This window comes from Pseudomonas sp. MF4836, from assembly GCF_002018875.1.
Taxonomy (GTDB): domain Bacteria; phylum Pseudomonadota; class Gammaproteobacteria; order Pseudomonadales; family Pseudomonadaceae; genus Aquipseudomonas.
On sequence record NZ_MVOL01000003.1, the window covers coordinates 431621 to 448957 of the forward strand.

18 protein-coding genes and 1 pseudogene are annotated in these 17337 nt (G+C 47.8%); 8 read left to right on the plus strand and 11 right to left on the minus strand.

Translation table 11 applies throughout. The features are described from left to right. Positions 1–78: 78 nt before the first annotated feature. The 5 genes from MF4836_RS08720 to MF4836_RS08740 all read left to right on the plus strand — a co-directional run bounded on the left by MF4836_RS08720 (position 79) and on the right by MF4836_RS08740 (position 4081). Complete coding sequence (locus tag MF4836_RS08720; protein WP_020296659.1) at positions 79–795, plus strand: TetR/AcrR family transcriptional regulator; 717 nt, start codon at positions 79–81, stop codon at positions 793–795. Between the two features lie 52 nt (positions 796–847). Next, positions 848–1393 (plus strand): hypothetical protein, encoded by a 546-nt coding sequence (locus tag MF4836_RS08725; protein ID WP_078469995.1) that lies wholly within the window; start codon positions 848–850, stop codon positions 1391–1393. A 38-nt stretch (positions 1394–1431) separates the two neighbouring features. After that, positions 1432–2709, plus strand: a complete 1278-nt coding sequence (locus tag MF4836_RS08730) for a flavohemoglobin expression-modulating QEGLA motif protein (protein ID WP_078469996.1) — start codon at positions 1432–1434, stop codon at positions 2707–2709. 134 nt (positions 2710–2843) lie between these two features. Continuing rightward, complete coding sequence (locus MF4836_RS08735) at positions 2844–3758, plus strand: alpha/beta hydrolase (RefSeq protein WP_078470228.1); 915 nt, start codon at positions 2844–2846, stop codon at positions 3756–3758. Continuing rightward, positions 3755–4081 (plus strand): hypothetical protein, encoded by a 327-nt coding sequence (locus MF4836_RS08740; protein WP_020296655.1) that lies wholly within the window; start codon positions 3755–3757, stop codon positions 4079–4081. The genes MF4836_RS08735 and MF4836_RS08740 overlap by 4 nt, the downstream gene beginning before the upstream one ends. 95 nt (positions 4082–4176) lie before the next feature. On the opposite strand, the gene MF4836_RS08745 is transcribed toward MF4836_RS08740, so the two are convergent. From MF4836_RS08745 to MF4836_RS08755, 3 genes and pseudogenes are all read right to left on the minus strand, one after another. Next, on the minus strand, positions 4177–4962 hold the full coding sequence (locus tag MF4836_RS08745; protein WP_078469997.1) for an OmpA family protein: 786 nt from the start codon (positions 4960–4962) through the stop codon (positions 4177–4179). Positions 4963–5028: 66 nt separating this feature from the next. Further along, on the minus strand, positions 5029–5442 hold the full coding sequence (locus tag MF4836_RS08750) for a DUF4398 domain-containing protein (RefSeq protein WP_020296653.1): 414 nt from the start codon (positions 5440–5442) through the stop codon (positions 5029–5031). 286 nt (positions 5443–5728) lie between these two features. Beyond that, a pseudogene (locus MF4836_RS08755) lies at positions 5729–5818 on the minus strand (pilin assembly protein); the annotation flags it as partial. Between the two features lie 50 nt (positions 5819–5868). Between MF4836_RS08755 and MF4836_RS08760 the strand changes: the two are divergent. From MF4836_RS08760 to MF4836_RS08770, 3 genes are all read left to right on the plus strand, one after another. Then, positions 5869–7734, plus strand: a complete 1866-nt coding sequence (locus MF4836_RS08760) for a recombinase family protein (RefSeq protein WP_078469998.1) — start codon at positions 5869–5871, stop codon at positions 7732–7734. A 393-nt stretch (positions 7735–8127) separates the two neighbouring features. Beyond that, entirely contained in the window at positions 8128–8964 is an 837-nt protein-coding gene (locus MF4836_RS08765) for a ParA family protein (protein WP_078469999.1), read from the plus strand. A 15-nt stretch (positions 8965–8979) separates the two neighbouring features. Then, positions 8980–9375 (plus strand): hypothetical protein, encoded by a 396-nt coding sequence (locus MF4836_RS08770; protein ID WP_153050207.1) that lies wholly within the window; start codon positions 8980–8982, stop codon positions 9373–9375. A gap of 438 nt (positions 9376–9813) precedes the next feature. Here MF4836_RS08770 and MF4836_RS08775 read toward each other — a convergent pair whose 3' ends face one another. The 8 genes from MF4836_RS08775 to MF4836_RS08800 all read right to left on the minus strand — a co-directional run bounded on the left by MF4836_RS08775 (position 9814) and on the right by MF4836_RS08800 (position 17140). Then, complete coding sequence (locus MF4836_RS08775) at positions 9814–10635, minus strand: hypothetical protein (RefSeq protein ID WP_078470001.1); 822 nt, start codon at positions 10633–10635, stop codon at positions 9814–9816. Between the two features lie 115 nt (positions 10636–10750). Continuing rightward, positions 10751–11398 carry a hypothetical protein gene (locus MF4836_RS34905; protein ID WP_153050208.1) on the minus strand — a complete coding sequence of 216 codons (648 nt, stop codon included), beginning with the start codon at positions 11396–11398 and terminating at the stop codon, positions 10751–10753. 125 nt (positions 11399–11523) lie between these two features. Further along, positions 11524–11928: a hypothetical protein gene (locus MF4836_RS08780; protein ID WP_078470002.1), complete on the minus strand. Its 405-nt coding sequence runs from the start codon at positions 11926–11928 to the stop codon at positions 11524–11526. Between the two features lie 155 nt (positions 11929–12083). Next, a complete protein-coding gene (locus MF4836_RS08785) occupies positions 12084–13388 on the minus strand; it encodes a hypothetical protein (protein WP_078470003.1) in 1305 nt (434 codons plus the stop codon). Between the two features lie 2 nt (positions 13389–13390). Beyond that, a complete protein-coding gene (locus tag MF4836_RS35350; protein ID WP_161955735.1) occupies positions 13391–13567 on the minus strand; it encodes a hypothetical protein in 177 nt (58 codons plus the stop codon). Beyond that, entirely contained in the window at positions 13564–15315 is a 1752-nt protein-coding gene (locus tag MF4836_RS08790; protein WP_078470004.1) for an ArdC-like ssDNA-binding domain-containing protein, read from the minus strand. Before MF4836_RS08790 ends, MF4836_RS35350 begins: the two co-directional genes overlap by 4 nt. Before the next feature lie 111 nt (positions 15316–15426). Then, complete coding sequence (locus tag MF4836_RS08795; protein ID WP_078470005.1) at positions 15427–16617, minus strand: hypothetical protein; 1191 nt, start codon at positions 16615–16617, stop codon at positions 15427–15429. A 115-nt stretch (positions 16618–16732) separates the two neighbouring features. Continuing rightward, positions 16733–17140 carry a hypothetical protein gene (locus MF4836_RS08800; protein WP_078470006.1) on the minus strand — a complete coding sequence of 136 codons (408 nt, stop codon included), beginning with the start codon at positions 17138–17140 and terminating at the stop codon, positions 16733–16735. Between the last annotated feature and the right edge of the window lie 197 nt (positions 17141–17337).

Here is a 17337-nt window from a genome sequence, read left to right on the forward strand (position 1 = left end):
TCAGGCGGCTTTTTATTGTCTGTGTGGAACTGACGTACCGCTTTTAATTCTGTGTGATTTTTAAGAGGAAGACCTGTCGTGAACCGTGCAATTGCTCAAGAAGGCGCAGCGGGTATCGCCACTGCGGTAGCTGAAAGCGTTCAGTACCAGGGGCGCAAAGCCAGCCGGCAGGGCAGCGAACAACGGCGACAGGACATTCTCGACGCCGCCATGCGCATTGTCGTACGTGACGGCGTGCGCGCCGTGCGCCATCGCGCGGTGGCCGCCGAAGCCGGTGTGCCGCTGTCGGCCACCACCTACTATTTCAAAGATATCGATGACCTGCTCACCGATACCTTTGCCCAATACGTCGAGCGCAGTGCCGCGTACATGGCCAAGTTCTGGACCAACAATGAAGGCCTGCTGCGCGAGATGGTGGCCTACGGCGACGGCAGTCCCGAGTCGCGCTCCCATCTGGCCGATGACATTGCCCGGCTCACGGCTGACTACGTCCAGCGCCAGTTGCAAAACCGCCGCGAGCACCTGATGGCTGAACAGGCGTTCCGCCAGGAAGCCTTGCTCAACCCGCGCCTGGCGCTGTTGGTGCGCTCGCACCAGCAAATTCTCCTGCAGGGCACTTGCCAGTTTTTTCAGGTATTGGGTTCCCGGGAGCCACAACAAGATGCCAAAGTGTTGACGGCGATTATCGGACGGATGGAATATCAGGGCCTGCTCAACGGCGCAGAGCCTCTGGCTGACGAAGACATGCTCGGTATCCTCACCCGCTACATGCACCTGGTGCTGGCCTCGGTCTGAGGTTCACCGGTCACTGCCGCCGGCCCACTGTTGTGTCCATTAGGAGTGTTGAATGAAAGCCTGGCGTGCCCTGATCGCCTTGTCGTTTCTCCTGCTCAGCGGCTGCCTGGTGACCTTCAAGGACCCGCTGCCCGCCGATCAGGCCGCGCCTGCGGCGTTGCTGGGCAAATGGACCAGCAAGAATGCCTGGGGCGAGCCCCTGAGCCTTGAACTCAAGCGCATTGCCAGCAATCGCTACCAGGCCGTGACGTCTCACCCGGGGCAATCCCGGCAGCGCGAGAGCTATGATTTCACCGTGTCGCGCCATGGCAACCGCTGGTACCTGTCGGCGGCGGTTCCCCAGCGTCTGGGCGGACGCTTCACCATCGCCGGTTTTGAACTCAACGAGCAGCACGAACTGGTGCTGTACAACCTCGATCTGGAACAGATCAACCAGGCCCTGGGTCAAAGAGCCCTGAGCGGCGAAGCCTTTACTACCAACGAAGGCGATGGCGTGCTGATCAGCAGCCCGTTGCCTGAGGTTTTCGCGTACCTGGACGACCCGGCCAACTCTGACGTATTTGTCGAGGCGGCGCGCTTCACCCGCGCGGGCAAGTAACCAGGACGCGGCACAAACGTTATCAAGAGGAACTTCGGGTGGACGATTACCAGCAGACGATACGCACCTTGTCCGATCGCATAGTGCTGGCACAAACGCCAATCCGGGTACTGGATGCGGTGAAGTGGGACGACAACATCCGCAAGGGCTTCCTCAAGGCCCAGGGCAAGGAAATGCCTGCGGTCGACCGTGATTACTACCAGAACCGACCCCTGTCCTTCGACTCCAGCGCGGTCAAGCTGGAGTTCCAGAACATCGAGCGCGACATCACCCGCCAACTCGGCCAGTTCAACCCGGTCGGGCAGATCATGCGGCGCATGTGCAAGGAATACCGCATGGTGGTGCGCATGCTCGAAGCCCGCGGCACCGAGGACTTCGGCCTGATCTCCCAGGAGCTGTACGGCGCCGCATCCGATGCGTTTCACGCCGGCGACCCGACCCTGGCCGACCTCGGGCTGATGCTTTCCGACTACCTGAACAACATCGACGGCCGTGGCGACCTCAAGGACGAGCCCAAGACCCTGACCGCCAAGGACGCCGTAAGCCTGCTGCAAAGCCGGCTGAACAAGGTGTTCGGCGAGGCCGAGGAAACCATCCGCGTATTCGAGTCGGACGGGATCGTCGCCGATGCCGCGGCTGGCGCCGACTACATCAAGATCCGCGCCGACGCCATGTTCAACGACCGTGACGTGCGCGCCCTGGAAGTCCACGAAGGCCTGGTGCATGTGGGCACCACCCTCAATGGGCAGAACCAGCCGATCTGCACCTTCCTGTCCAAGGGGCCGCCTTCGTCGACCGTGACCCAGGAAGGCCTGGCGATCCTGATGGAGATCATCACCTTCGCGTCCTACCCCAGCCGCCTGCGCAAACTGACCAACCGTACCCGGGCGATCCACATGGTGGAGGAGGGCGCCGACTTTTTGCAGGTGTTCGAGTTCTTCCGCGAGCAGGGCTTTGAAATGGCCGAAAGCTACGGCAACGCCAGCCGGGTGTTCCGTGGTTCGGTGCCGACCGGGCTGCCATTTACCAAAGACTTGTCCTATCTCAAGGGCTTTATCATGGTTTACAACTACATTCAGTTGGCCGTGCGTAAAGGCAAGCTGGAGCAAGTGCCGCTGTTGTTCTGCGGCAAGACCACCCTGGAAGACATGCGTACCCTGCGCCAGCTGGTGGACGAAGGCCTGGTGGTGCCGCCCAAGTACCTGCCGGACCAGTTCCGCGACATGAACGCGCTGTCGGCCTGGATGTGCTTCTCCAACTTCCTCAATCACCTGAGCCTGGACCGGATCGAGGCCGACTACTCCAATATCCTTTGACGCTCATGGGGGCTGCACATGGACGCTTCACCCACCACTTGTAGCCGCTGCCGAAGGCCGCGCTCGACAGCGCTGCCGACGCCCAGCGTGAGCTCACCCCTGACCTCAAAAGTCGCCACCGGGGGCGCGCGATGATCCGAATCGTTGCCGCCCTGGCGCTGCTGCTCTCTCTCAGCGCTTGCAGCTCACTGCTGTTCTACCCCGAGCAGGGCCTGCCCTTTACCCCCGAGCGCGCCAAGCTCGAGTACCGCGACGTCACCCTGACCACCGCCGATGGCCTGAAGCTGCATGCCTGGTGGCTGCCGGCCAAGGCCGGGGTGCCGCTCAAGGGCACGGTGCTGCATCTGCACGGCAATGGCGGCAACCTGGCCTGGCACCTGGGTGGCAGTTGGTGGTTGCCGGAACAGGGTTACCAGGTGTTGCTGGTGGACTATCGCGGTTATGGCCTGTCCCAGGGCTCGCCCAGCCTGCCGGCGGTCTATCAGGACGTCGATGCCGCCTTCAAATGGCTGGACCAGGCTCCGGAGGTCCAGGGCAAGCCGCTGATCGTGCTCGGCCAGAGCCTGGGCGGCGCGCTGGCGATTCATTACCTGGTGGAGCACCCGGAGCGCCAGCGCCAGCTCAAGGCCATCGTGCTCGACGGTGTGCCGGCCAGTTACCGCGATGTCGGGCAGTACGCCCTGAGCACCTCATGGCTGACCTGGCCGTTGCAGGTGCCGCTGTCGTGGCTGGTGCCGGACGCCGATAGCGCCATCCACGCCATACCGCGCCTGACCGGGGTGCCGAAACTGCTGTATCACAGCATCGATGACCCGATCGTGCCCCTTTCCAATGGCATCCGTCTGTATCAAGCTGCGCCCGTGCCGCGGGTGCTGCAACTGACCCGAGGCGGCCACGTGCAGACCTTTGCCGATCCGACCTGGCGCCAGGTGATGCTGCGCTACCTCAAGGATCCGCTGCACTTCAACGGCCTGCGCCGCCTTGGCGAGATCCCGAACTACCCGACACCCCCGAATTCAGAAGTTGAACCTCCAGAGAGTCCGCAATGAGCGAAGAACGTAACGCCATCCCCCTGATCATCACCGGTATCTGCACCATCCTCGGCACCGTGGGTTGCCTCTGGTACTACGGTTACCTGCACTTCGCCAAGCCCGAGGATGCGCTGCTGCTCAGCGACTTCACCATGCTCAAGACCGTGCCGGGCGAGGACTACAAGGTCTCCCTGGAGCCGGCGGCGCAAGTCGCCCAGTGCATCGACGGCGTGCTGGTGCTGTTCGATACCGAGCAGAAGGGCCTGAGCGGCGTGCTGATCAACAGCAAGAAAAAAGCCGTGCGCTGCATGGGCCAGGAAACCCCGCAGCTGCAACAGTAAGTACACGGGCGAGAGATCGCGGTCGAAAAAAGCCCCGCCTATCTGCATAGGCGGGGCTTTTTACTGGCAGTTACCAGGCTGGGGGCGACCCCGGCTTAGTTGCTCATCGAAGAACGTGGGGCAACCGGCTGGTTGTCGTTGGAAATAGTGACTTCCACACGACGGTTCATGGCACGGCCGGAAACGCTGGTGTTATCCGCTACCGGGTATTCCTTGCCATAGCCCTGAACCACGATGCGCGATGGATCGACACCCATCTTGATCAGCGCAACCTGCACGGAAGTGGCGCGACGCTCGGACAGCGACTGGTTGTAAGCCGCCGAACCGGTGCTGTCGGTGTAGCCTTCGACAATCACTTTGCGATCAGGGTTTTCCTGAAGGAACTGCGCCAGCTTGTTGATGTTCACCAGACCGCTGGATTTCAGGTCGGCCTTGTTGGTGGCGAACAGCACGTCACCGAAGGTCACCAGGGTGCCGCGTTCGGTCTGCTTGGCGTTGAGGCTGTTCTGCAGTTGCTTGATCTGTGCGTCACGAGCGTCCAGGCGAGCCTGGGCACGTTGCGCAGCGGCATCTTTCAGATTGGCTTCAGCGGTGCGCAGGGCGATGGTCTGCTTGGCCACTTCAACGCGCTGGTTGGTCAGGTAAGCCAGTTGGTCGACCTTGGCCTGGTCTTCCTTGTTCATATAGGCCTTGTCGGCCTTGTCCAGCCAGTCGCTGGCGTCCTTGGTTTCCAGGGCCGCTACTTTGCTGGCCTGAGGGTTGGCTTGCAGCGCCGAGTAATTGGTCCGGGCTTGTTCCAGGTTCACGTTTGGCTGTGAGGAACAGGCCGCCAGGCCAACGCTCAGGGCCAGAAGGGCTGGGATCATCAATTGTTTACGCATAATGGTTCGTCCTTTCTATCGGTTGAAACTTCAGGTAACGAGGTTCGGTAGGCGTGGGCACGGTGCTTATTGCACGGTGCGCTGGCTTTCCTGACGCAGTTCCTGAACACCTTTCTGAGAGTCCTTCACAGCCTGTTCGGCTTTGGCGGCCTGGGCCTTGCGCTCGGCGACGCGGGCGTCCCACTCGGCCTGTTCGGCCAGACGCTTGGCTTCGTCATACTTTTTGTCGTGCATGGCAATCTCGGCTTGCTTGAGCTTGTCCTGGGCCGACTTCATTTCCACGGCAGCAAACTCGGTACCGCCGGCGCTGACGGCGCTGTTGACCGCAGATTGGGTCACAGCGTACTGCTCGGTTGGCGGGTTGCCGGCACAACCGGCCAGAACCAGGCTGCTACCGAGGGCCAGGGCGGCCAGTTTGAGCCCGCGCAAAGGGTTAGACGAGGATGTGGCAGTGCTGATCTTCATGGTCTTCAACTCCATTGGGTAACTCCTGGAAAACATCTAAATCCATCCCGGTTCTAGCGCCGCGACCCTGAGTGGCAGTGACGCTCTTCACAAAATTTGAAACGGCTGTTCCAGTGATGGCTACTGGCTGTGACCCGAGGCTTTTTTGAATAGTTCAGCGCAGATGGCGAATTGCCTAAAAAAATTTCTGACCGAACGGACAGCGCTCTAGGCCGGGAACTTTTGCGGCGCGCAGGGGTATTCCCGACCCGGGGACGGGTCAGGAATAACGCTGTGCAAGGTCAGGAAAGGGGCAGTTGGATCAGTGCTTTTGTTCGTCGGGTTGCGCCGACAAATCCTGCAGATGACGCCGGGACAAGGCCAGGAAGCGCGGTGTAGGGCCGACGTCCTCCTACGTAGGGTGTATGATAGGAAAAAATCGAATCATGGAAGCGGTGACGTATGACCAACCCAGCAATAGACGTTTTATCAGATAACCCAGTGCCTAGCACTGAGCCGAAACGTCTTGCTTACTCCTATATCCGCTACTCATCTGATCAACAGATGACCAAGAAAAATGGTGATGTGGGTGACTCGGTACGTCGCCAGATGGAAAACCAGCGTAAGGCTGTGGAACGCTACAACCTGCATGTGGTTGACGTTTTTGAAGACCTTGGCAAATCGGCCTTTCGTGGCAAACACCGTCTCAAAGGTGCCTTATCGCTCTTCCTAGCCAGTCTGGATGAAGGGAAGATTCCCCACGGTTCCTATTTTGTCATTGAGTCATTCGACCGGCTGAGCCGGGAAAGGATGACGGATGGTTTGACTACCGTTCTGACGATTCTCAGGAAGGGAATCAAGATCATCACCACTGATGATTTGAAGCTCTATGACCTGTCTATCAAGGGTAAAGACCTTGAACAGACCATCATGATTACCGTTTTGCTTGAACGTGCCAACAACGAAAGCGAAACCAAATCTGATAGGCAAAAAGCCAAGTGGGAAGGTCGCCGTGAACGGATTATCAGTGGTGATAAGAAATTTCTGAGTAAGAACTTGCCTTGGTGGATTGCTCTTGATGAAGAGACTGGCACTTATTCACTCATTCCTGAGCGTGTAGCTGAAATCAAACGTATCTTTGATTTGCTGATGAATCAGAACCTTGGCTTGCGTTCTGCTGCGGCTCATATCAATCAAGAAAGCCCACTGAAAGTGGTTTTTGGTAAAAATGCGACTGATACCGGGTGGACTGCTCGAGGTATCAAGCGATTAGTAGAAACGCCAAGTATTTATGGAAGCCTTCACCTGTGTGAATACATCTATGACAACGGCAAAGCTACACCAGACCGAAAATCAGTAAAAATGATGGATGATTTCTATCCAGCCATTTTTGATAAAGAATATGTAGAAACGGTTAAAGCTAAAATTGCCAGTCGTCAAAATACCAAAACCGTAACCCGTCGAGATAAGCAGTATTATAATATTTATCATGGTTTGACAAAGTGTTCACTGTGTGGCGGTAACGTAAGATTTTCTCAGAAGGTTAAATATTCATACCTTGTTTGCCGTAATTCTGAGATTGGCCTTTGTAAGTATCCAAAGACTCTTAGCATCCAATATCAACGCTTTGATGAAGTGTTTTTCAAATATGCTGAGCATTACGATTTTGATTTGCTCATCAAGAACGGCGGAAACCAGAATGAACAGGTTTTCAAAGAGATTGCTGAGCTTCAAGAAACCATAACCGTTGAAAAAGCCAAAATTCAGAAATTTACTGAAAAGCTATTCGATATGTTTGATGGTGAAATTCCGCCCGAACAAGAAGCGGCAATGCTTACCCGCAACAAAAAGGTTAAAGCTCTCCAAGCCAAAGTTAAAGCACTGCAAGCGAAGGTGACGCACGGCAATACTGATGCGGCAACCATCAGTGATGCCATGCAACACGCCAGAAGCCTTTATGAGTCCAAAAATGGACGTTTAGAGCTGAGCAACTATCTGTCTAAGGTGGTTGATAAAATCGTGATTGATTTCGGTAAGGTTCATGGTAGTGAGCAGGACTACATAAAGGTTTTGTTCAAAAACAAGAATTTCAGTCACCACATATTGGTTGGAAAAACTGAATCATACTCATATGACAGTGATGGCGAAATGTTCTTGGATACCCTACAAGGTATCAAGCGTGAAGAAGGTTACTACCTAGAAGCTGCAGCTTCACCAGACTGGTTTGATGTTCCTGATTTCACTGATGAAGAAATTCAGTCTGACATTGAGGCGAATAGAACAAATCCACCGATGCCAGAAGGGATGGTAGCTGAATCACTTGATTAGCCTGATGATGTAGAGAATCACTGATAGCAGTAAGGGTTCAAGATAATGCCCGGTGCGTTCTTAATTGACTCATGAGAATGGCCGGGTTTGTGAATACCGATTGTTCATGACATAACCATTGCCATGCATACCTGCTAAGTCATCATCCTGAAACTACGAGCTACTACGAGCTACTACGAGCTACTACGCTGGTCAAAATTCCGACCAAACCCCTGATTCTGTTAGGTGCTACTAGCTGCTAGTATCTGCTACTACGTCATACCATCAGCTACTATTTGCTACTATTTGCTACTATTTGCTAGTAGGGGTATTGCTTTAGTTTTTAAGTACGCTATGTTGATTGTATTAGCGTAACGAACTAATCAATACATAAACTACAAAGGAAGATAGAAAATGAATTTAGAAATGGCAAAATTAGCAGTAGCAGTTGCAAAGGTTCTTGGCAAAATCATTGCCGTAATTGGTGGTAAAGGGGGTTCTCTTAAAAGTACGACTACTCAAAATCTTGGTGTGGCTTTGACTTCACAAGGCAAGAAGGTTTTGATTATCGACTTTGACCCACAAAAGACCGTATACCTCTGGTGGGTATTGCGTGATAAGAATTTCGTAAGACAACAAGCGGCCCTTGCTGAGAAATTGGCAATGCTCAAAAAGCAAAAAGAAGAAACTGGTAAGGTTTACAACGCTGGGTTTGCTCAACGTATTGCTAAACAAGCCGCTGAATACAACAAGATGAGAAGCCTGAAGGTTGTCTCAATGAGTCCAGCTAACATTGACTGGAAAGCCATTGAAGCCTACAAGAATGAATACGACTACATTATCTGTGATACGTCTGGTCACTTGGAATTCATCGGCACAACCAAAGACTTAATCAAGAAGTCAGACATGGTTCTCATTCCATTCAACAATTCCATTGATGATTTCAACGTTCGTCTTGACGTGAAAGAAACCATCAAGAGCTGTGGTGCCATCACTGCTAAGGTTTTCTCAGTGGTGATTGACATGAACGAGAAACAAAACGCTAAGGGCATAGCTCCACGCCTTCTTGCAAACGTTGCTGACACCATGCCGATTGCACCTGTGAAGCTCTACAAGCGTAGTAGCTGGTTAGAAGTGAAATACAGCGGCTTGGGCGTCGTAGAAGCTAAAAAAGACAAAATTGCTACTCAACAATTCCTTGATTTGGCTGATTTTGTGACTTACGAAATTAACAACGCGAAAGCGGCTTGATAGGAGGATATGATTATGACTAAAGAATTTAACCTAGACGACATTGATGCTCTCCTTGGTGGCGAGCTTGAAAGCAACACTTCAAGAATTGCTGTAAATGAAGTGAAAGAAGCGAACAAAGAAGTGGTTGTTCAAAACACGTCAACCATCGAAAACAAAATTGCTGAATTGACTGAGTTGAAAAAAGAAGCAACGACTAAATACACGGGTAATGGAAATATTACCATGTCTGAAAAAGCAAGCCTTGCTTCAAAGCGTGGTGAGTTGTTGTTTCTACTCGATGACAGGAAGCCAAAGACGGCCAACATGAACGCCTATTTCATGATGGTGGGTGAAGAACTCTTCTACCTCGCCAGCCAAAACCCTGAAATGGAACAGCTATTGAAGAACCTCGGCATACCAAAGCCATGATACTGAATCACCCTAAAAGCCCCTTGATTGGGGTTTTTTAGTGCCCGTAGTAGCTGCTACTAGCAAATATTAGGAGGTAGTAGCGGGTAGTATTTGCGTGTAGGTGACGCCACCAGCTAGGGCCGGGTAGTAAGTCCTACTAACAGCTAGATGTGGATGGTATGGCGTAGTAGCGGGTAGTAGGGGATACCATCAGCCACTAGGGGCTAGTATGGTTTAGTAGGTCGTAGTAGCTGCTATTAGGTGATACTACCGGCTAGTAGGTGCTAGTAGCGTTCAATGATTACGGGGCTTTTGATGTTGACCTTCACCAGAAGCTTTTGACCTTGCGTCTTGAAGGCAAAACAAGACCCCATCATGGGGCTGTGTGTTCTCAGTGAAGCGTGTGCATTGGTATGAGCTTCAAACCTATCTCATACCAGTATGGCCCCCTATCTGTCATTTTGTCTTGAAGGTTGGCTTGCTAGCTAACGTTTGCTTCACTTCCTGCTTGAAATCAAATGAAGTAATAGAGTTGTGTACGTATTTCATTTCTAGCACTGTCATGCCTTCTGGTGTGAGCAAGAATTCAAAGTCACCCACGCAAAGCTCAAGCTCATCTTCTACCTTCGCAACATAGCCTTTTCCATCAATCACCGCCACACAATGAACATCAGAGATTATGAACGTCACGTTCAATCCAGAATCTGTCTTGATGGTCGTTACCTTGTTGATTACAGGGTCGTTCAAATCAACGCTGAATTTGTTCAAGACATGCTTCAAGTAATCTATCTCTGTGCCAGCCGTAGCAAGGGTGAAAACGGTGTTAATAGCTGATAAGGCTCTAACGTTGTTATTCGTCGTGTTCATGGTTCTGATGCCCCATGAAGCTAGGTTGAACAAAGAGCTGTTCACAACCTTTGGAAGCACGGTGATGAGGTTGTGGTTTGTGTATTGATACCCATGGTAAGCAACCGCTAGGAAGAGGTGAAAAATCAACGGATTCTCCTTGTAGCTGGTGAGGTATTCATACTTGCTCTGTGGGGCTTTCTGCCACGGTGAGACGTAAGCGTATTTGCTGGTGGACTTCCTGTATCTGTCTTTACCGGCAAGGCTGCTGTGGCTCTCAAAGACGCTCAGAAGGGGTTTAGGTATGAAGGCGGTGCCGTGAGGGTTCGCTATGAGGTATTTATCAGTAGCTTCAACAAGCATTCTAATATCTTGTTCAAGCATTTCTTCTAATAGAACGATGTGTGATTTGGGCTGATGGTTTGTATTCATGGTTTCCTTGTTTTAGTTAATATCTTAATTTTACCATTTGTATTGTATATTGCAATTACCTGATTGACAGGCACAAAAAAACCTTCATCAAGAAGGTATTTTTGAATTAATGAATTTACTTCTTTTCAATCTTATAGAATGCAATTGACATTTTAACATCTGTCAAAGGATTCACATCTGCTGTGTAAGGTGGTTGAATTGGTGGATGTATGCTACCAGCTCCGCAGGAGTAAATTAAAGATACCTTACTACCATCACCACTCCATGTGCCTATGGATTTGCTTGTAAGATTACAATCACTTGATGTGTTGAAATATCCACTTTCAAGGACAATCGCGTCAGGGTGATAAAAGGTATTTTCAAAATGTGGTGTGTGCCCCATATATCTATAAGTAACTGTTCCAGTCGTTGAGTTAATCGTGATGCAATTTGTTGTCATGTCACCGCATGACAGAGGTGAACCAGTAAGGTTTGGGTTACTGAAACTGAATGTGTTAGTAGAATTGTTACCGGCACCCATAGAAACTGTGTAAAGAAGAGTTTTGACGTCCTCAACTGGCTTCTCTGGTTCTACAGGAACTTCTGGTTCAACAGGGGTTTCACCACCACCATTTCCACCAGCGTTTAACTTGAATATTATTGAACCATCTGCAAGATGGCCGCCTAGTTTAGCTTCAATTGGAACATAGATAACATAAGCTGCTTGAGCGTTGGTTGATGCTAACAAAGTAAGTGCAAATAATCCTTTAATTGTGTTGTTCATAATAAATTAGAAGTTGTTTATTATAATATTACATATAAATAACCATCAATCAAATCGGTTTGATAAATATAATGCAAAAAAGAACAAAAAACCTTCTAGGAAGGCTTTGTTGTTTTTGATTGATTTTAGTAAGTTGGAGATTCTCTTAACATATCTATGAGAGACTTTTCACGTCGCTTGGTCATTTCAATAGCTAGACATTTATCAGTGTGGCTTATGAGGAATTTAGACAATGAGCTGAACTGAGTTTCTTCAAGCATAATCTTGACCATTTCTCCATACTTAGAAAATGATTTTCTGACGGCTTGAATCGTAGATGATTTGTTATCAGTTAAGGCATCGTTCAAGATTTCTTCAATGCCATCAAGATTATGGTTAAAATTGTTCTCAATGAAGATGCTGATGAGTTTTTCTACTGCTGCAAATTTGTCATGAGCGTAAGAGACTTGGAATTCAGCTCTGTTGACTTGTTCTGTAATTCTCTTGGCGTATAAAGCTCCAGTGTCTATGTTGTTTAATATCAAGTACATATTGCACCTTTTGTTGTTAGTTACTTATTACTATAATACTAGATTCTTAAATGTAAATAGTTGATATACGAAATAATGCAAATAAATTGATATTTGTTAATTGAAGGCAAAACAAAACCAGCAAAATGCTGGCGTGTTGTGTTTCTTAAATGTAATTACTCATGCTCAAAAACGAATGGCTTGTGATACTTGAAATACCCTAAGCGGTTTCTGTAATTCAAAATCGCCAGATATGTGCTAGATTCAATGTAATCATCAGCATTGTCTTTCAGCTTCGGGGTGGAATATTTAAAAAGTGTAGTTAGATTATTGAATATAACTTTCAAATCATCTTCAAGGGCTGAATAAAGCCATTCTGGATGGGATTGTGACGTTAGAAATTCTTGATTGATAAATATCAACGTTGCAAGGTTTTGTAACGCATAAACAACATCTGAGTTTGGGCCAGAAGCTGAAAAGGTTTCAGTAGAGAAAGAAATATATAGCCTATATTCTTCGTTTGAAAAATGGAAGTATGGTTTAAACCTACCTGTTATAGACTTGTTTTCATTAACAGTATCTTCTTCAAAATCTATGTCAAAGCTAGTGTCAAATTCATCCTTGCTTAATATTGGGCTGGAAACGTTACTTTCTGAATTGTTTGGTTCTTTTTCATCGAATTCAGAAAAGTCGAACTCATCCTTATTGTTGGCTCCCTTGGTTGTTTCATTTAATGGAAGGATAACGTCTAATTCGGTGAAATCGAAATCATCGAAATCATCAATTTTGCTTAGAGTAGATGTTGTATCAACATTCACAAAGTCTTTCAGTATAGGTATGTCTTCATTGTTCGATTCGTCGCTACTCCCAAAATCAAAATCACCTGAGAATAAATCATCTAAGTTATCTGGCTCTTCTGTATTTGCTTCATTAGTAAAATCGTTTTTTAAACGCTCATGTGGCTTTCCTTTAATGTCTGAGAAAATAGCTTTGCATTTCACTCCATCCGTACATTTCCAGTAATAAACCTTGTCTTTTATACAATCAGAACGTATCAGTCCAGATTGACAAGCGGGGCAGTTGTAAGTAGTAGTCGCAATATTTATTTTCTCAACTAAGGGTTCACCAAGTTCATCAAAATCAAAATCTTCATTCATATTGAGCGGGTTAGACAAAATCTTGATTGTTATGTCATCTATTATTAGTTGATATTTTTTGATAAAATCTTTTCTGTCAGGCTCATTAGGCCCAATTTTTTCTTTATAGAAAATTCCAAATAGCTCATTGAAGTCATCGCTAGCACCTTTCATGAACTTGGTGTCGTTAATTTTAACTACATAAGATTTTAGCTTGTTGCCGAAATAGTCTAAAACGACTTTTCTTGTTAATCCTGTCTCATTGTGTTCAAAGGTACTGGAGCGTGAATCGAATGAAAATCTCTTGTATTCATAAGTAAGCTCTAAATTTAATCCATATTTCATAGTTATCCTCTTGATAATTGTTTAATTAATTCTTCCTCTTCTTCAGGGCTATTAATGAATAGCTCAGGCAAGATTTCTTCTTCTGGTTTTAAATCGCCTTCCATGTAGCTGAAATAGTCTTTTGCTGATAGTCCAGACAACGCAATAGCGTCTTCAATGGTGTAGTATTCTTTAATCATATTAAGTTCCTCAATTGGTTAGTGGTTGATTTGTATTTGCTATCATCATTAGCTGGTTTCTTGTATGCGTTCTTGTTAGCTAATGGTGCTGGCTCGACCTTTTCAGGCTCTGGTTTACAGAAGATGTGATGAACGTTGTCTAGCTTCAATTGAGCGTCAATGCGGGTCTTCATTGACTCAAAGCATTGTTGAGACTGACGCATAGCTTCGACTATCAACAACGGGTCTTTCTTGAACGCTGGTATTGCCCAGCCAAGGTTATAGGCGTCCTCGTTGGCGTTATAGGCTTGCTGCTGCTCGTTCTGGTCGAGGCCATAGTGTCTAACGAGCTGTTGAGCGGCTACGTTCACTAGAAGCTCTTCAAAGCCCCTATGAGCATTTGAAATGTTGTAGTCGTTCAATGACTGACGATTGAGCTTTGAAGGGTGTCCCTGAGCGTGAGCGTCTTCATGGAAGGTGGTTGAAATTTCCTGCAACGGGCTTTTGAAGTTATCGCTGTGAGCCAGATTGATAGCGTTCCTTTTAGGAAGGTAGTAGTTCGTGGTACCGCCTCTGGTAATCGGAATGTCTATGGATTTGAGGTAAGAGTCTCTGAACGTCACTAGGTCGTCATTGTTGATGGCTTTCAACTGAGGCTTCTTGAACTCTTCCAACCACTTAATACGTGGGTCAGGCTTGTCTTCATGCTTCCATTCAAGCTGGTCGATGTTGAAGACGGTGACGGTCTTAGCCGCTCTACGCCAGAAGTGTTGTGGTTCGCCATTGGTGTCTAGAACTGGTTGAGATTCACCTGATTCATTGGTGGTTTCAATGGCTTTACCCTTCATACCGAAACGCTGAATGATAGGGGTTCCCTTGGTGCCTTTCGGCATGGCAAACCCTGTGTTGATAGCGTCATTGAAGCTCATATAGAGCGGTGCCTTAAACCCTCTGGATTCGGTGTCATCCATGAGAAGCACCTGATTTTCATTGCCATATTTGTAGCCGGTCTTAGGGTTCATGCCTGAGAGCTGAAACACCGGGTCTTGCCAAGGTGGTATGCCTGAACGGTCATTTGTTTCTAGACGTTCAATGAGACGTTCACCAATCTTGATGAATAGCTTCTCTGTTTCACCCGTAAAGTGAACGTCAGTTTTCTTGAATTTACCTTCAGTCCATTCACCCGGCTCAAACACAATGTCACTGTGTTCTTGTCTCATGGCAGGAAATTCAGCTTCTTGAGCAGCTAAGCTTAAAGATGATGCTCGGTTTATAATGCTTTGTTCAAGAGATTCAGAATAGATATTGGAGAATTGCAAACCAGTATCATCATAAAGAATACTTCCAAGTGATTTACGTTGTTCGTTCTGTTCTTCACTGTATTTTATGAGATTACTGAATAAATGCTCATGACCGGATAGGGATAACTTGAATTTCTGCAAGGCATATTCTGGCGTGCAACCCTTCAAACTCGCTGAGTCGAAATACTCGAATTCTTGACCTAATGATGTTCCTATCTTCTTTTCATCAGCCGGAAGAGATTTGATTAGACGCTCATAAGCTCCAAGGGCTGTTATTTCTTCTGGTAAGTTTTCGTTGTAAAAACCATATTTTGATTTTATGTATGACTGCACAAGAAGGTGAACGTCATGGGGTACTAATGGCTCAGTTAAAACGTTTTTGCTGAATAGCGGTTTGTTCTCATCAAAGAAGTTGACAAAGTTTTCTATCTCTTCTCCTAATTTAGCTTGGTCTATACCTTCATACATGATAGTCCTTCTGTTGTTATTACTTAATATTATAATACAATCAAATCAATTTACAAGAATGGTAGGGTATTTAGAATGAATAGTAGTCAGGCAAAAAAGCCCGTTAAGGGCTTATTGTGTTTTGTAGCGTATCTTGAATCTTTCGTGTTTCTTATCTTCTATCTGTTCAAAGCTTTTCACCAGATGAGCTTTTAAGTCTTGCATGGTGAATTTCTCACTGGTGTAGTCGGTGTTCATGTTGGTCATGATGCTGGCCTTTTCCAGACGTTCAAGCCCTTGTTTCATCAACTGGTCTTTACCCAATAGTTTCTTGTCATCAAGGAAGGCTAGATAGGCTATGACCTGCTCAGTAGCCGCTGGGCAAAACTCGTTGACCGGGCCATAGGCATACTCAAACTTCTCCACGGCGTTCTGTGCCTTGTGGTGGTAGTTGGATAGGAGTGAGTAGAGTGAATTCCTGTTAGCGGCCATCGCTACCTTGGCAGCGTGTGGAATGTTCAACAGAAAGGATTTAACAGACGCTGGGTCGGTGTAGAGGTGCTTGGCGTTGAATCCATCCATCTTGACCAAAGGGTCTGTCTGACGGTCGAATCGACGCTTAAAGTCGGCCTGCTCGATCACGCTGGTTTCGTTGTTGCGGTAAAGTTCGCATAGATTGACGATTACCTTCTGAACGCTGAATTTACGGGCGGGTAGGGCTTCTGGTAGAGCCACTGGAACAGGTTCAGGGATAGGCTCAATCACTGGTGCCGGATCTGCTCGGTTCTGGTCATGGTGGTAGGTATCGACGTTCTCAGACAGCATTCCCAACACCTGCAGGTTGTCGTAGGTGGCTTCTAGTTCTAGGCCAAGCAAGGTGGCTGGCTGACCATCCTTGAGGGTTATCACATCACCAGTCTGGAACGTCTCAAAAAGCCCGGTAGCGTTCGTGTGCCATAGCTCCCTGTCTCTATCCACTATGACGATGGTGTCACTGGTCTGGAAGAAGCTGAACCTGTCTTGAAGGTCATTGAGCTTGATGAATGAGAGAGGGTCATTCACATTCTCAAAATGGTGATGTTTGTCCATCATCAGCGGGCCATAGCTGTGAGCGTAGGCAAGATGACCTTCTTTGAAGGGTTTGATTAGCTGAGCGTTAGCTTGCTCGTTTTCAAGGATGGCTGAAAAGAAGGGTAGGTGCTTGGGTTCAAAATGGTTTGGGCTGATGATGATTAACTTATCATCGGTGACTCTGAAATGAATGTTCTTCTCGCGTCTTTCTTGTGCTTGTGCTCTATTCTGTATAAATTCCTTGGCTGACATAATATTCTTCGATGTTATTACTTAACATTATAATACTTAAGAAATTTAACGCAAATCATACAGGCATAAAAAAGCCCCCAATGAAGGAGGCTATTTAGAACTTAAAGGAAGTGAATTAGATGTAACGTTTCTTAGTCTTCTTGCCAGCAACCGCAACGTAACCAGCACCCAGCATGTTACCAATACCACGGAACATTGCTTTGAAGAGGCCGCAAGCTTCAAGACCTTTCACAAACCCGATGAACAAAAGGGAATACATGAAAGAGTGAGACAAGGCAACGATAACAGCACAACCAACCAACATTGAAACAATCATCATAGAAGAACTGAACTCGTCTTCATCCGTGATGATGCTGAGCAATTTAGGCAAGAACAACATGAAGATAGATGCCGCAATAACTGCAACACCAACGTTTCTAGCCTCTAACAATTTCCAATCAACCAAACCTTTTAACGACAATGCAAAGACGCCAAACATTACAACCCAAGCAATAACGCCCATACCGATAACTTTAATATTCATACGAACCTCCTTTAAGTTCTTACTTTAAGTATAACATATGAGTGCCGAAACTCAAGCGGATTACTGTAGTATTTTCAAATTACAACCAACTTTACCATTGAGAAAACATATTAACTAAACAACTTTCAGTCAACACAATAACGCCAGAATAAACACCAATCTAATAATCAAACACAAATTACACACTGTCCAACCCG

Excerpts from the sequence above, each read along its gene's own strand:
- MF4836_RS08795 (WP_078470005.1), bottom strand. The coding sequence starts at position 16,617 with ATGTCAGCCAAGGAATTTATACAGAATAGAGCACAAGCACAAGAAAGA.
- MF4836_RS08780 (WP_078470002.1), bottom strand. The coding sequence starts at position 11,928 with ATGTACTTGATATTAAACAACATAGACACTGGAGCTTTATACGCCAAG.
- MF4836_RS34905 (WP_153050208.1), bottom strand. The coding sequence starts at position 11,398 with ATGAACAACACAATTAAAGGATTATTTGCACTTACTTTGTTAGCATCA.
- MF4836_RS08775 (WP_078470001.1), bottom strand. The coding sequence starts at position 10,635 with ATGAATACAAACCATCAGCCCAAATCACACATCGTTCTATTAGAAGAA.
- MF4836_RS08770 (WP_153050207.1), top strand. The coding sequence starts at position 8,980 with ATGACTAAAGAATTTAACCTAGACGACATTGATGCTCTCCTTGGTGGC.
- MF4836_RS08725 (WP_078469995.1), top strand. The coding sequence starts at position 848 with ATGAAAGCCTGGCGTGCCCTGATCGCCTTGTCGTTTCTCCTGCTCAGC.
- MF4836_RS35350 (WP_161955735.1), bottom strand. The coding sequence starts at position 13,567 with ATGATTAAAGAATACTACACCATTGAAGACGCTATTGCGTTGTCTGGA.
- MF4836_RS08790 (WP_078470004.1), bottom strand. The coding sequence starts at position 15,315 with ATGTATGAAGGTATAGACCAAGCTAAATTAGGAGAAGAGATAGAAAAC.
- MF4836_RS08740 (WP_020296655.1), top strand. The coding sequence starts at position 3,755 with ATGAGCGAAGAACGTAACGCCATCCCCCTGATCATCACCGGTATCTGC.
- MF4836_RS08750 (WP_020296653.1), bottom strand. The coding sequence starts at position 5,442 with ATGGAGTTGAAGACCATGAAGATCAGCACTGCCACATCCTCGTCTAAC.
- MF4836_RS08745 (WP_078469997.1), bottom strand. The coding sequence starts at position 4,962 with ATGCGTAAACAATTGATGATCCCAGCCCTTCTGGCCCTGAGCGTTGGC.
- MF4836_RS08765 (WP_078469999.1), top strand. The coding sequence starts at position 8,128 with ATGAATTTAGAAATGGCAAAATTAGCAGTAGCAGTTGCAAAGGTTCTT.
- MF4836_RS08760 (WP_078469998.1), top strand. The coding sequence starts at position 5,869 with ATGACCAACCCAGCAATAGACGTTTTATCAGATAACCCAGTGCCTAGC.
- MF4836_RS08785 (WP_078470003.1), bottom strand. The coding sequence starts at position 13,388 with ATGAAATATGGATTAAATTTAGAGCTTACTTATGAATACAAGAGATTT.
- MF4836_RS08800 (WP_078470006.1), bottom strand. The coding sequence starts at position 17,140 with ATGAATATTAAAGTTATCGGTATGGGCGTTATTGCTTGGGTTGTAATG.